Source organism: Rhizobium terrae (assembly GCF_003425685.1).
Classification (GTDB): Bacteria; Pseudomonadota; Alphaproteobacteria; order Rhizobiales; family Rhizobiaceae; genus Neorhizobium; species Neorhizobium terrae.
Map to the genome: position 1 here is coordinate 112,346 of NZ_QJKM01000015.1, position 11,964 is coordinate 124,309.

14 protein-coding genes are annotated in these 11,964 nt (G+C 63.8%); 9 read left to right on the plus strand and 5 right to left on the minus strand.

Annotated elements, in window-relative coordinates:
- Positions 1 to 7: 7 nt before the first annotated feature.
- From DMO26_RS25290 to hemC, 3 genes are all read right to left on the minus strand, one after another.
- Complete coding sequence (locus tag DMO26_RS25290) at positions 8 to 1,291, minus strand: COG4223 family protein (protein ID WP_117195149.1); 1,284 nt, start codon at positions 1,289 to 1,291, stop codon at positions 8 to 10.
- A gap of 90 nt (positions 1,292 to 1,381) precedes the next feature.
- Positions 1,382 to 2,092: a uroporphyrinogen-III synthase gene (locus DMO26_RS25295; protein ID WP_117194998.1), complete on the minus strand. Its 711-nt coding sequence runs from the start codon at positions 2,090 to 2,092 to the stop codon at positions 1,382 to 1,384.
- Between the two features lie 4 nt (positions 2,093 to 2,096).
- Complete coding sequence (gene hemC / locus DMO26_RS25300; RefSeq protein ID WP_117195000.1) at positions 2,097 to 3,026, minus strand: hydroxymethylbilane synthase; 930 nt, start codon at positions 3,024 to 3,026, stop codon at positions 2,097 to 2,099.
- 80 nt (positions 3,027 to 3,106) lie between these two features.
- Between hemC and tsaD the strand changes: the two genes are divergently transcribed.
- From tsaD to DMO26_RS25325, 5 genes are all read left to right on the plus strand, one after another.
- A complete protein-coding gene (tsaD, locus tag DMO26_RS25305) occupies positions 3,107 to 4,204 on the plus strand; it encodes a tRNA (adenosine(37)-N6)-threonylcarbamoyltransferase complex transferase subunit TsaD (protein ID WP_117195001.1) in 1,098 nt (365 codons plus the stop codon).
- Positions 4,201 to 5,205 (plus strand): NAD(P)H-dependent glycerol-3-phosphate dehydrogenase, encoded by a 1,005-nt coding sequence (locus tag DMO26_RS25310; RefSeq protein WP_117195003.1) that lies wholly within the window; start codon positions 4,201 to 4,203, stop codon positions 5,203 to 5,205. The genes tsaD and DMO26_RS25310 overlap by 4 nt, the downstream gene beginning before the upstream one ends.
- A 75-nt stretch (positions 5,206 to 5,280) precedes the next feature.
- A complete protein-coding gene (locus tag DMO26_RS25315; RefSeq protein ID WP_117195004.1) occupies positions 5,281 to 5,571 on the plus strand; it encodes a YciI-like protein in 291 nt (96 codons plus the stop codon).
- Between the two features lie 8 nt (positions 5,572 to 5,579).
- Positions 5,580 to 6,020, plus strand: coding sequence for an EVE domain-containing protein (locus DMO26_RS25320; protein WP_117195005.1), 441 nt, complete (start codon positions 5,580 to 5,582; stop codon positions 6,018 to 6,020).
- 7 nt (positions 6,021 to 6,027) lie between these two features.
- The gene (locus DMO26_RS25325; RefSeq protein WP_117195007.1) at positions 6,028 to 6,675 is read left to right on the plus strand and encodes a class I SAM-dependent methyltransferase; all 648 of its coding nucleotides are present in this window, start codon (positions 6,028 to 6,030) and stop codon (positions 6,673 to 6,675) included.
- Between the two features lie 767 nt (positions 6,676 to 7,442).
- Here DMO26_RS25325 and DMO26_RS25330 read toward each other — a convergent pair.
- Entirely contained in the window at positions 7,443 to 8,027 is a 585-nt protein-coding gene (locus tag DMO26_RS25330; protein WP_117195009.1) for a glutathione S-transferase N-terminal domain-containing protein, read from the minus strand.
- Between the two features lie 126 nt (positions 8,028 to 8,153).
- On the opposite strand from DMO26_RS25330, the gene DMO26_RS25335 reads away from it, so the two are divergent.
- Positions 8,154 to 8,522, plus strand: a complete 369-nt coding sequence (locus tag DMO26_RS25335; protein WP_117195010.1) for a winged helix-turn-helix transcriptional regulator — start codon at positions 8,154 to 8,156, stop codon at positions 8,520 to 8,522.
- Between the two features lie 51 nt (positions 8,523 to 8,573).
- Here DMO26_RS25335 and DMO26_RS25340 read toward each other — a convergent pair whose 3' ends face one another.
- On the minus strand, positions 8,574 to 9,032 hold the full coding sequence (locus DMO26_RS25340; protein ID WP_117195012.1) for a hypothetical protein: 459 nt from the start codon (positions 9,030 to 9,032) through the stop codon (positions 8,574 to 8,576).
- A gap of 285 nt (positions 9,033 to 9,317) precedes the next feature.
- Here DMO26_RS25340 and sdhC point away from each other — a divergent pair, with 285 nt between their 5' ends.
- From sdhC to sdhA, 3 genes are read left to right on the plus strand one after another with little or no spacing between them, the layout of a single operon-like run.
- Positions 9,318 to 9,710, plus strand: a complete 393-nt coding sequence (gene sdhC / locus DMO26_RS25345; RefSeq protein ID WP_117195013.1) for a succinate dehydrogenase, cytochrome b556 subunit — start codon at positions 9,318 to 9,320, stop codon at positions 9,708 to 9,710.
- A gap of 11 nt (positions 9,711 to 9,721) precedes the next feature.
- On the plus strand, positions 9,722 to 10,102 hold the full coding sequence (sdhD, locus tag DMO26_RS25350) for a succinate dehydrogenase, hydrophobic membrane anchor protein (RefSeq protein ID WP_112795818.1): 381 nt from the start codon (positions 9,722 to 9,724) through the stop codon (positions 10,100 to 10,102).
- Positions 10,103 to 10,108: 6 nt separating this feature from the next.
- Positions 10,109 to 11,953, plus strand: coding sequence for a succinate dehydrogenase flavoprotein subunit (gene sdhA / locus DMO26_RS25355; RefSeq protein WP_117195015.1), 1,845 nt, complete (start codon positions 10,109 to 10,111; stop codon positions 11,951 to 11,953).
- Positions 11,954 to 11,964 lie beyond the last annotated feature (11 nt).

The following is an 11,964-nucleotide window of genomic DNA, read 5'->3' on the forward strand; positions in this document are numbered from 1 at the left end:
TCGGTCCTCAGCCCTGGGTGCCGGCGACGGCACGCGTCAACGTGCCGCCCACGAGATTTTCCACCTGGATACGGGCGTCCAGCTTCTGCCTGAAGCCGCGAGAGACTGCCTTGGCAGGCTCCGGCAAGGCATCCCATTCACGCGCGGATGCCTGCAGGTTGCCGTTTCGAAGGCCCTCTTCCAGACGCGCGACGATTGCTTCCGGCGTGTCACCCGCGACATCGCCGACGCGCCGAACCTTGACGACGGACATGGCGGAAGAGAGGAGCCGGCCGGCGATGCCCTGGTTCGGGTCCGGCTGGGCGGTGGCTTCCAGCATGGCGTCCGCGACGCGCGGAAAATCCCGTTGAAGCTCCGTGCGCGAAGGCACGCCTGTCGCCCCGAACTTTTCCAGTTCCGCCACGGCCGGATCGTCGCCGGCGACACTGGCGAAGGTCTGCAATTCGGTTGTGAAGGGGCCACCGCGATCGATCGCCGCCTTCAGCGCGGCTGCGGCGATGGCACGCGCCACCTGCTGTTCGGGGCCGCGATCGTTGAGCTTGGCCTCCGCCTGGTCCAGGCGGCGGGCGAGCGCCGTATCATTGCCGGCCGACGACTGGATCGCCGAGCGCAGCCGGTCGATATCGCTCTTTAATCCGCCGAGCGCTTGTTCCGTCGCCTGGCTCGGCGTTCTCGTTCCGGCTTCAAGCGTTGCTATGCGGTTGGCAAGCGATGCGTCCGGCGTGGCAACAGGGCGGCTTTTCAGCGCGGCGATTTCCTGGCGCAGTTCAGCGAGTTCGGTGGAGAGGCCGGCCGTGTTGGCGGCGGGCGCGGGCGTCGTACCGGGCAGGTACCCGGCATATTGCATGCTGCCGGCCAGCAGGAGCGCGACGATGCCGCCGAAAATGCCCGCGGCGATCAATGTGGTCGTTGCCGGGCTGGGGCGCGGTGGTACGCTGGATGCAGGCTCCGGTCCGGGTGCCGCGGCAGCAGCTTTGGGCGGCTGCGCAACGGTGGGTTCGGGCTTCGGTTCGGCGACGGGTTCGTCCATCGGTATTTCACCGATCGGAGGCTTCTCCCGGGCGGAAGGGTCCGATGCCGGCTGCTCAGCCGCTGCTTCCTGGTCCGAGGCCTTCATCGGCTCCCCGGTGTCGTCTGGCGCTTCGGCGGCCTGCTCGGCCGGGGTCGCCGGTTCGTCGCTGTCGTTGCTGCGTACGGGTTCGGCGACTACGTCCGACGGTTCGGCCGTGAGGTCGATCGTGACCGGCTCGTTGTCTTTTCTGGATCGGCGGGGTGGCTGTTCCGGTACCATCTCGACCTCTTTTTGCATGCGCTCACGGGAAACTAGTGGGTGGGTCATCGGAAAGAAAGGGGCGGGCGGGAATTTGCCGCGCCTCCTCGACTAAAGAAGGGCAAGAATCCCCTCTTCGTCAGGCTGAACGGCGATCTTGATATTTCTATGAAATTCGTGAGGCACTGCTTCAGAAATGGTGCCGCTCAGGCAAAGGATCCGGAGACGGGGCAGCGCCTCTGCGATCGGCGCGACGAGGTCGAAAAACAGCTTCGCAGTTTCCCGCGAATAGAGCAGCACGGCATCCGCGGGCGGATCGCACAACAGGCGGTGGGTGCCTTCCGTGTCGTAGGTTATCGGGATCATCTCGTAGACCTCCGCGGTTACGAAGGGCAGTTCCTTCGCAAGCAGTCCATCTTCGAATTTCGGCGAGCGCGGCTTGCCGGCCAGATAGAGCAGGGGCGCGCGCGGTTTCGCCTCGTCGCCGGCCGCGACTTCCGCGAGCCCGGCACCGGTGCCCGGGCCTTTCCGGACGTTGCGAAAGCCTGCATCGGCTGCGGCCTTTGCCGTGGCATCGCCGACCGCGTAGAGGATTTCGTCGCGATGGGCGGCGAGTTGATCGCCCAGCGAGACGAGGACCCGCAAGGCCTCGCCGCTGGTCACGGCCACGGCCGAATGCGGCTCCTTGAGCGCTTCCTCGGCAATCTGCGGGTGATGCTGTGCCTTGGCGAGCGGCAAGAGGACCGGCTGATGACCAAGGCCTTCAAGCCGTCCTGCTGTCCGCAAGGCCGACCTCTGCGGGCGGGTGACCACGACCCGCATGGTCTTACGACCAGCCTTCGAAGAAATCCGTGCCGGCTGCGGCACGCACCGCCTCGCCCGCCTGCCTGCCGAGTTTTTCCGCTTGCGCGCGCTTGCCGTCGATCTCGATCGAATGATCTCTGCGCCCGTCCGGCGTGAGGATCAGGCCGGAGAATTTCAGGTGATCGCCGTCGCAGATCGCATAACCCCCGATCGGGGTGCGACAGGAGCCGTCGAGCGCGGTGAGGAAGGCGCGTTCGCAGGAAACGGCGTCATAAGTCGGCCGGTCGTTGATCGGATCGAGCAGGGCCTCGATGCGGGAATCGCCGACGCGGCTTTCGACGCAGATCGCGCCTTGGGCCGGAGCGGGCGGGAAATCGGCCGGGTCCAGCAACTCAGTGACCACACCTTCCTTCCCGAGGCGCTTCAGGCCGGCATAGGCGAGCAGCGTCGCATCGACCTGGCCTTCACCGAGCTTGCGTAGCCGGGTTTCGACGAGGCCGCGAAAGGTAATGACGGTAATATCCGGCCGGATGCGGCGGATCAGCGCCTGGCGGCGGAGCGATGAGGAGCCGACGGTTGCGCCATCCGGCAGGGCCTTCAGCCGGTGCGCCGTGCGGCCGATGAAGGCATCGCGGAAATCCTCGCGCGGCAGGTATGCGGCGAGGCGCAAGCCCTCCGGGAGTTTCGTCGGCATGTCCTTGGAAGAATGCACGGCGAAATCGAGATCGCCGGAGAGAAGGCCTTCCTCGAGTTCCTGCGTGAAAAGGCCCTTGCCGCCGAGCTCCGTCAGGGGCCGGTCGTTGATGCGGTCGCCGGTGGTCGACAGCACGACGATTTCGAACATTTCCTCCGGCAGGCCGTGGGCGGCCATCAGCCGGTCGCGTGTTTCATGAGCCTGGGCGAGCGCCAGCGGGCTGCCGCGCGTGCCGATCCGGAAAGGTTTTGTTTGCATCCGCGTCGTTCCATTGTTACCGGAAGTCTCGTAAACCTCTTTCACCAACCCCGCAATCAACGATAGGGCCAGTTCTAGGGATGGCGACCTTTCTTCGCATCCTCGGCATCGAAACCAGCTGCGACGAGACCGCTGCGGCGGTCGTCGCGCGCCATGAGGACGGCCGCGGTCAAATCCTGTCGGATGTGGTGCTTTCGCAGCTCGACGAGCACAGCGCCTATGGCGGCGTCGTGCCGGAGATCGCGGCGCGCGCCCATGTGGAAGCGCTCGACGGCCTGATCGAGGAGGCGCTCGCCCGTGCCGGCGTATCGCTCGCCGAGATCGATGCGGTGGCGGCGACCTCCGGACCCGGTCTCATCGGCGGATTGATCGTCGGGCTGATGACGGCAAAGGCGATCGCGCGGGCGGCCGGCAAGCCGCTGATCGCCATCAATCACCTCGAAGGCCACGCACTGACGGCGCGGTTGACCGACGGGCTTTCCTTTCCCTACCTGATGCTGCTGGTTTCCGGCGGCCATACGCAGCTCGTGCTGGTGCGCGGCGTCGGCGAATACGAGCGCTGGGGCACGACGATCGACGATGCGCTCGGCGAGGCCTTCGACAAGACGGCGAAGCTGCTCGGCCTGCCCTATCCCGGCGGACCCGCGGTGGAAAAGGCGGCGCAGAGTGGTGACCCTGACCGGTTCAACTTGCCGCGTCCGCTGGTCGGCGAAGCGCGGCTCGACTTCTCCTTCTCCGGCCTCAAGACCGCGGTGCGCCAGGCGGCGACGGAAATCGCGCCGCTCTCCGAGCAGGACATCGCCGATATCTGCGCCTCGTTCCAGAAGGCGATTTCCCGCACGCTGCGCGACCGCATCGGTCGCGGTCTTGTCCGGTTCAGCCAGGAGTTCGGACATCTCGACGTCGACCGGGCGCTGGTCGTGGCCGGCGGGGTCGCCGCGAACCAGGAAATCCGCCGCACGCTGCAGGCCCTGTGTATCGAAAACGGTTTTCGCTTCATCGCGCCGCCGCTCAGGCTTTGCACCGACAACGCGGCGATGATCGCGTGGGCCGGGCTCGAGCGGCTGGCTGAGGACATGCCGACAGACGATCTCGATGTTGCACCGCGCTCGCGCTGGCCGCTGGATGCCCATGCGCGAACCCTGCTCGGTTCAGGCAAGCGGGGTGCCAAGGCATGAGCGTCCGGGAAAGCATCGTCGTCATCGGTGCCGGCGCCTTCGGGACGGCGCTCGCGACGGTCATCGCGCTGGAGGGTCGGCATGCGGTGACGCTGGTCGGCCGCGACCCGGCTTTGATGAGCGATCTCAGGGACGATCGGGTTCACGACGCGGCGCTGCCGGGCGTGCCGCTGCCGGATGCGCTGGAATTTTCCGCCGAGCCGGACGCGATCGAAGCGGCAAATCTCGTGCTCTTCGCCATGCCCTCCCAGGCGCAGGCCGATGCGGCCCGGCACTATGGCCCTTACCTGGCTGAGAATGCCGTGGTCGTCACCTGCGCCAAGGGCATCGACAAGTCGTCGAACCGGCTGCTGACCGAGGTGCTGGAGGCCGAACTGCCGCGGCATGCGGTGGCGGCGCTGTCCGGTCCGGGCTTTGCTGCCGATATCGCCCGCGGCCTGCCGACGGCGATGGCGATCGCCGCCGAAGATCAGGCGCTTGCGGAGCGGCTGGCCAATGCGCTTTCAGGGCGGACCTTTCGTCTTTACGCGTCAACCGACCGGACGGGGGTGCAGCTCGGCGGTGCGCTGAAGAACGTGCTCGCAATCGCCTGCGGCATCGTCGAGGGCGCCGGCCTGGGCGAGTCGGCGCGGGCAGCGCTGATCTCGCGCGGGCTTGCGGAAATGTCGCGGCTGGTCGAGGCGATGGGCGGCAAGGCCGACACGGTACGCGGCCTGTCCGGTCTCGGCGATCTCGTGCTGACCGGCACCAGCCATCAATCGCGGAACCTGCGGTTCGGCATCGCGCTCGGCCAGACTGGTGGAAACTCGGGCGAGCCGGCGGCAACGGTTGGCGGGCCGCTGGTCGAGGGCGCGTTCGCTGCGTCGGTCGCCGCCCGGCTCGGCGAAAAATTCGCCGTCGAATTGCCGATCATCGGCGCCGTTGCGGCGATCATCGACGGCAGGCTCGATGTCATGGCGGCCATGGAGCAGCTGATGACAAGGCCGATCACGACGGAATAGTAATTCTTCAGTTCATCGCGCATCTCGTCTGAAAACCGCTTCACGCTTTTCGGGATGCGCTCTTAGGAGAGACCGATGCTGTTTGCCTTCCTCTGCACCGACAAGCCCGGGCATTTGAATGTCCGCATGGAAACCCGTCCGACACATGTCGAGCATCTGAACAAGCTGAATGCCGAAGGCACGCTGAAGTTCGCAGGCCCCTTTCTCGATGACGACGGCAAGCCGAACGGCAGCCTCGTGGTCGTCGAAGCCGCCGACATCGCCGCTGCCCGCACGATCGCCGAAGCCGATCCCTATTATATGGCGGGCCTGTTCGAGAAGGTCGAAGTGAAAGCCTGGAACTGGGTCTTCAACAAGCCGGAGTGAGGCGACAGATGGCGTATTGGCTGTACAAATCCGAACCCTCCTCCTGGTCCTGGGAACAGCAGAAGGCGGCCGGCGACAAGGGCACCGAATGGACCGGCGTGCGCAACTATCTGGCACGCAACAACATGCGGGCCATGAAGATCGGCGACAAGGGGTTCTTCTACCACTCCAATGACGGACTCGAGATCGTCGGGATCGTCGAGGTCTGCGCGCTGTCGCATCCCGATTCGACGGCCAAGGGCGATCCCAAGTGGGATTGCGTCGATATCCGCGCCGTGACCGACATGCCGAAGCCGGTGACGCTCAAGGACATCAAGGCCAACCCGAAGTTCGAGAAGATGTCGCTGGTGACCTCGATGCGGCTTTCGGTGCAGCCGGTGACGGACGAGGAATATTTCGAGATCTGCAAACTCGGCGGCCTCGACAATCCGCCGAAATCGCCGGCCTGACGCGATCTTGAAGACCGATCCGCGGACCTTCATCCTTCAGAACACCGATATCATGCGGCCGCCGCATGTGCCGGAGATCCGGCTGCATCTGGCCAGCGAAGCGCATGACCTCTGGCTGAAGACGGAAGAGGATCTGGAGGAGATCGGCCTTCCGCCGCCCTTCTGGGCCTTTGCCTGGGCAGGGGGCCAGGGGCTTGCCCGCTATATCCTCGACAATCCCGATGTGGTCGCAGGCAGGCGGGTGCTGGATTTCGCCAGCGGCTCCGGGCTAGTGGCGATCGCGGCAGGGCTCGCCGGCGCCGTCGAGGTACTGGCCGCGGACATCGATCCGTGGGCTGCGAGCGCCATAGCGCTGAATGCGGCGGAGAACGGGGTGACGATCCGCTCCACGGCCGAAAACCAGATCGGCAAGGCGGTCGAGGCGGATGTCATCCTCGCCGGCGACGTCTTCTACGACCGGGAGTTTGCGGGCGCCCTGATCCCGTGGTTCACGCGGCTGGCGGGTGAGGGGAAGCTGGTTCTGGTCGGCGATCCCGGCCGCAGCTATTGCCCGAAGGCTCGGCTCGAACAGCTTGCCGTCTATGAAGTGCCGGTGACCCGGGCGCTGGAGGACAGCGAGGTGAAGAAGACGACGGTGTGGCGGTTCTGCGCGTAGTCGATTTCCGGTTTCGGCGAATAGCTTGACGTTCTTGGCGGAGACGGCCGGCTGGAGGAGTCGCGTTCCTGCCACGGGCTCGGGTTTGTTAGCCGTGGTCAGATTTTAGGCCAAGGCCGAAGATCTGACCACGCGGATGGCGACAAGCCTTCGCACGGGACTCGCTCACGCCTCCGCCGTTGAAATCAACTTCATTGATTTCCGCCCTTCGGCCAACGTTCAGGAGCCCCGCGCAGTGACCTGCCGTGGCTTTGTCAAAGATCGGAGAGCCCACACGAATGCGGAACCTCGTTTAGTTTATATATGTGGCTCCGCATTCGCGTGGCCTTCGGCGTTTTCTCGGGACTTCCGGTCCCTACAGGTGATCACCTCGCCTCGCTGCGTGGCATTTCCGCCACTTGCACGGCTCAACCGAACCCGGCCCGGCGGCCAGGGGGAGGCTTGACAGGAACACGTGCCTTGGCAAGCACGCGCTCCATGGCTTTCACCTCTTCCACCTTCCCCGCACGTTACGGTTCCGATGAAAGCGCCGGCCCCCGCCTGCCCGCGAACGTCTCGCGAAACACTCCGGCGACGGAAGCACGGGGATTGTAGGCAGAAAGCTGGAGGGCGGGGATGATGATATGGTCAAGTCATTGGAGATGCTGGGCAAGGGCGATGAATTGTCCACGGGCAAAACCGAACAGCGGCATTGGAGGGCAGACCTCGCCATACCCCCTTGCCATCCCCACAGAACACGCTCGGCCGACGAGTCTACAATGGAGCCATTACGCCAATCCTTCCTCGGCGAATGCCTGGATGACCGATGGCCGCGTCTTCATTCGGTCGAATCCAGCTTGCAGGTTTTGTGGCAGATCGACGCCGCTTTTCGGTGCGACCATTAGAATCCAGAACAGATAGCAATCAGCGATCGTCATCTCGCCGGTGATCAGGAATTGTTTGTCGCCCATCTGGTCGGCGAGGATAGCGAAGGAATTTTGGAGCTTTGCGCGGGCGCGAACCTTTTCCGGTTCCGGGAAATCCTTGAAGAAAGGGATATAATTCGTATGGATCTCGGACGACATGAAGGCGAGGGCCTCCAGCGTCCGCCAGCGGGCAATGCCTTCGCCGGGAAGAAGCTTGCCGCTCCGTTCGCCGATATAGTTCAGGATGATCTGGTTTTCCGTCAGGATCGTACCGTCCTCAAGCTCGAGGGTGGGGATATAGCCTTTCGGGTTGATCGACAGGAAATCGCGGCCGTCTTCGGTCTTCTTTTCATGATTGATGGCGGACAGCGTGTAGGGAAGACCGGTCTCGATCAAGGCGATATGATCGGCCAGGCTGCAGGCCGCCGGATAATAAAAGAGGTTCATGGTGGTCTCCTTGCGGTAGACCGCGTCTGCGGGCTTCTTCCTGCAGAGGCAGTCTACAATGTTGACCACAGCCATTTATGTGACCTAAAAATACCCGTCAAAAGCATATTTTTAGGAGCAGGTCAGATGGATGTGACCGCCAAGCCGGCGCATGCCGACTGCAGGGCCGTCAGCGAAATCCTGAGCCGCGTCGGCGACAAATGGACGATCCAGGTTGTCGTGGCGTTGCGGCTCGGTTCTCAGCGGTTCAACGGGATCAAGCGGCATGTGGGCGGTATTTCGCAGCAGATGCTGACGCGCACGCTGAAGACACTGGAGCGGGACGGCATGGTGGAACGGGCCGTTCATCCCAGCACCCCGCCGCAGGTCGAATATACGCTGACGCCGCTCGGTCATTCCCTGGCCGAGACTGCACATCAGCTTGCCCAGTGGGCGGCCGCCCATCGGGTGGAGATCGAGGACAACCGCCTTCTATACGACGCCCGTTTGTCGTGAGACGAGGTGCGGGCTTATATCGCGATGGCGAGCCCATCCTATCTTTCGGCCTCAATTGCCGCCGCGGATGATGCAGACGCCGGCTTCGAAAGCGCAGGACTGAGAGGCGAAGACGTTGCCGCCCATGGCTTGTTCGACATCGATGATCTTGGCCTTGGGGGCGAGCACCGCCTTGTCCGTGACGGAAGCCGGCCAGACGTCGCGCAGGAAAAAGGTGCCGAGCCCGCGGACGCCGTAGGCCTCGATTGAACCGCCGTAGAAATTGCCGAGGCGGCGGATATGGGAAATGGATCTATCGGAAGCCACCTGCCGGTCGATTTCGGCGGGTCGATTGCGGCGGCCGTCGCCCTGGCGGTCCCAGCGGCTGTTTTCGACCCGGTGGTAACCGTGGCCGCGATCACCCCAGTCCCGCCGGCGGTCGCCGGCTTCGGCGGCGGGTGGGAAGGCCGCGGCGAGGGCAGATACAAGGGCTGCGGCGGCGAGAACAGGCTTCATATGATTCGCTATCATGGCGAACTCCGTCTTCAATGGTTAACGAAAGGTTAACATGGAACGGAGGGAAACGTGCTGCCGGCAACGAATTCTTTGCAAATCATGGTTAACGTCGCCCCGAAGTTTGACGACGTGCGGCCACGAGAAAGACACAATCGATTAAATTCGGAATCCCTCTGAATTGTTCTTGTCGTCCGACATCCGTACGATTAAACCACGCCAATGATGCAATGCACATTTTCTCAGCATGTGCATTGCGGGCGTCCCGCCCCTTGATACCGCATACGACGCCGCGAGGTTCTGATGGCGAATGTGACAAATAACCGGCCCCTGTCGCCGCATCTGCAAATCTACAAGTTTATTCCCACCATGGCGATGTCGATCGTCCACCGTATCACCGGCGGCGCGCTCTACTTCGGTACGCTGCTGGTTGCCGCCTGGCTTATCGCCGCGGCATCGGGTGAGGGGTATTTCAACCTGGTCAACGGGCTGTTCGGCTCGATCATCGGCCAGATCGTCCTGTTCGGCTATACCTGGGCTGTTCTTCACCATCTGCTCGGCGGCCTGCGCCACATCATGTGGGACATCGGCTACGGTTTCGAGAAGGAATTCTCGACCATGCTGGCCAAGGCCAATCTCGTCGCCTCCATCGCACTGACCGTCGTGGTCTGGGCGATCGTGCTCATCGTTCGCTGAGGAGACCCACCATGGATATGCGCACTCCTCTCGGAAAAGTCCGCGGGCTTGGCTCGGCCAAGAGCGGCACGGAGCATTTCTGGCGGGTGCGGACCACGTCGCTGGCGCTGGTTCCGCTGCTTGTCTTCTATATCGTCTTCCTGATTATCTATGCCGGCAAGCCCTATGCCGAAGTGGTCGGCGCTCTTGCCAATCCCTTCGTCGCTACGATCAACGGCCTGACCGTCATCGCCAGCATCATCCACATGCGTCTCGGCATGGAAGAGATCATCCAGGACTACATCCATTCCGAAATCACGAAGCTCGTTCTTCTGATCCTCAACGCCTTCTTTTCCCTCGCGGTGGGCGGCCTCTGTCTTTTCGCCGTCCTGAAAATCGCATTTGCAGGATAATCCGTCATGGCATCCGTCACACCCATCGCCCAGAACGGCAAGGCCTATACCTATGTCGACCATTCCTATGACGTGATCGTCGTCGGCGCCGGCGGCGCCGGCCTGCGCGCCACGCTCGGCATGGCCGAGCAGGGTTTCAAGACCGCCTGCATCACAAAAGTCTTCCCGACCCGCTCGCACACAGTCGCAGCCCAGGGCGGCATCGCCGCCTCGCTGCAGAACATGACGCCGGATAGCTGGCAGTGGCACCTCTACGACACCGTCAAGGGTTCCGACTGGCTCGGCGATGTCGACGCCATGCAGTACATGGTCATGGAAGCGCCGAAGGCCGTCTACGAACTCGAGCATTACGGCGTGCCGTTCTCCCGTAACGAGGAAGGCAAGATCTACCAGCGCCCGTTCGGCGGCCACATGCAGAATTTCGGCGCCGGTCCGCCGGTGCAGCGCACCTGCGCCGCCGCCGACCGTACCGGCCACGCCATCCTGCACACGCTTTACGGCCAGTCGCTGCGCAACAACGCCGAATTCTTCATCGAATATTTCGCGCTCGACCTGATCATGTCGGATGACGGCAGCCGCTGCACCGGCGTCGTCGCCTGGAACCTCGACGACGGCACGATCCATCGTTTCGCCGCCAAGATGGTGGTTCTGGCGACCGGCGGTTACGGCCGCGCCTATTTCTCGGCGACATCCGCCCATACCTGCACCGGCGACGGCGGCGGCATGGTGGCACGCGCCGGCCTGCCCCTGCAGGACATGGAATTCGTGCAGTTCCACCCGACCGGCATCTACGGTTCGGGCTGTCTGATCACCGAAGGTGCGCGCGGCGAAGGCGGTTACCTCGTCAATTCCGAGGGCGAGCGCTTCATGGAACGCTACGCGCCTTCGGCCAAGGACCTCGCCTCGCGTGACGTCGTCTCGCGCTGCATGACGCTGGAAATCCGCGAGGGCCGCGGGGTGGGCAAGAACAAGGACCACATCTTCCTGCATCTCGACCATCTCGACCCGGCGGTCCTGCACGAGCGCCTGCCGGGCATTTCCGAGAGCGCCAAGATTTTTGCGGGCGTCAACGTGACGCGCGAGCCGATCCCGGTCCTGCCGACCGTGCATTACAACATGGGCGGCATCCCGACCAATTTCTGGGGCGAAGTCCTGAACGCCGACAGCGCCAATCCGGAACGCATCCTGCCGGGCCTGATGGCTGTCGGCGAAGCGGGTTGCGCCTCGGTTCACGGTGCGAATCGCCTCGGCTCCAACTCGCTGATCGACCTCGTGGTCTTCGGCCGCGCCGCCGCCATCCGAGCCGGACAGGTGATCAACCGCGACGAACCGATCCCGGCGCTCAACACGGCGGCCTGCGACAGGATCATGGACCGTTTCGACGGCCTCAGAAACGCCAAGGGCGGCACGCCGACGGCGGTGCTGCGCGACAAGATGCAGCGCGCCATGCAGGAAGATGCGGCGGTGTTTCGTACCCAGGAATCGCTCGAATCCGGCTGCAAGCGGCTTTCGGCCATCTGGGGCGAGATGAAGGACATCAAGGTCACCGACCGTTCGATGATCTGGAATTCCGACCTCGTCGAAACGCTCGAACTGCAGAACCTGATGGCGAACGCGATCACCACCGTCTACGGCGCGGAAGCCCGCAAGGAAAGCCGCGGCAGCCACGCCCGCGAGGACTACACGTCCGGCCCGTTCGCCGGCCGCGACGACGAGAACTGGCGCAAGCACACGCTCGCCTGGGTGAACGAGGCGGGCGAGGTCAAGCTCGACTACCGCCCGGTTCATACCGAGCTCATTGCAGACGGCATCGATCCGCACAAGATCGAGCCGAAGGCCCGCGTGTACTGATCTCAAGGACC

What these genes read in the sequence shown, in the direction of transcription:
- hemC (WP_117195000.1), bottom strand. Translation starts at nt 3,026, where the DNA reads ATGCAAACAAAACCTTTCCGGATCGGCACGCGCGGCAGCCCGCTGGCG.
- DMO26_RS25295 (WP_117194998.1), bottom strand. Translation starts at nt 2,092, where the DNA reads ATGCGGGTCGTGGTCACCCGCCCGCAGAGGTCGGCCTTGCGGACAGCA.
- DMO26_RS25290 (WP_117195149.1), bottom strand. Translation starts at nt 1,291, where the DNA reads ATGGTACCGGAACAGCCACCCCGCCGATCCAGAAAAGACAACGAGCCG.
- DMO26_RS25330 (WP_117195009.1), bottom strand. Translation starts at nt 8,027, where the DNA reads ATGAACCTCTTTTATTATCCGGCGGCCTGCAGCCTGGCCGATCATATC.
- tsaD (WP_117195001.1), top strand. Translation starts at nt 3,107, where the DNA reads ATGGCGACCTTTCTTCGCATCCTCGGCATCGAAACCAGCTGCGACGAG.
- DMO26_RS25310 (WP_117195003.1), top strand. Translation starts at nt 4,201, where the DNA reads ATGAGCGTCCGGGAAAGCATCGTCGTCATCGGTGCCGGCGCCTTCGGG.
- DMO26_RS25340 (WP_117195012.1), bottom strand. Translation starts at nt 9,032, where the DNA reads ATGATAGCGAATCATATGAAGCCTGTTCTCGCCGCCGCAGCCCTTGTA.
- DMO26_RS25320 (WP_117195005.1), top strand. Translation starts at nt 5,580, where the DNA reads ATGGCGTATTGGCTGTACAAATCCGAACCCTCCTCCTGGTCCTGGGAA.
- DMO26_RS25315 (WP_117195004.1), top strand. Translation starts at nt 5,281, where the DNA reads ATGCTGTTTGCCTTCCTCTGCACCGACAAGCCCGGGCATTTGAATGTC.
- DMO26_RS25335 (WP_117195010.1), top strand. Translation starts at nt 8,154, where the DNA reads ATGGATGTGACCGCCAAGCCGGCGCATGCCGACTGCAGGGCCGTCAGC.
- sdhC (WP_117195013.1), top strand. Translation starts at nt 9,318, where the DNA reads ATGGCGAATGTGACAAATAACCGGCCCCTGTCGCCGCATCTGCAAATC.
- sdhD (WP_112795818.1), top strand. Translation starts at nt 9,722, where the DNA reads ATGGATATGCGCACTCCTCTCGGAAAAGTCCGCGGGCTTGGCTCGGCC.
- sdhA (WP_117195015.1), top strand. Translation starts at nt 10,109, where the DNA reads ATGGCATCCGTCACACCCATCGCCCAGAACGGCAAGGCCTATACCTAT.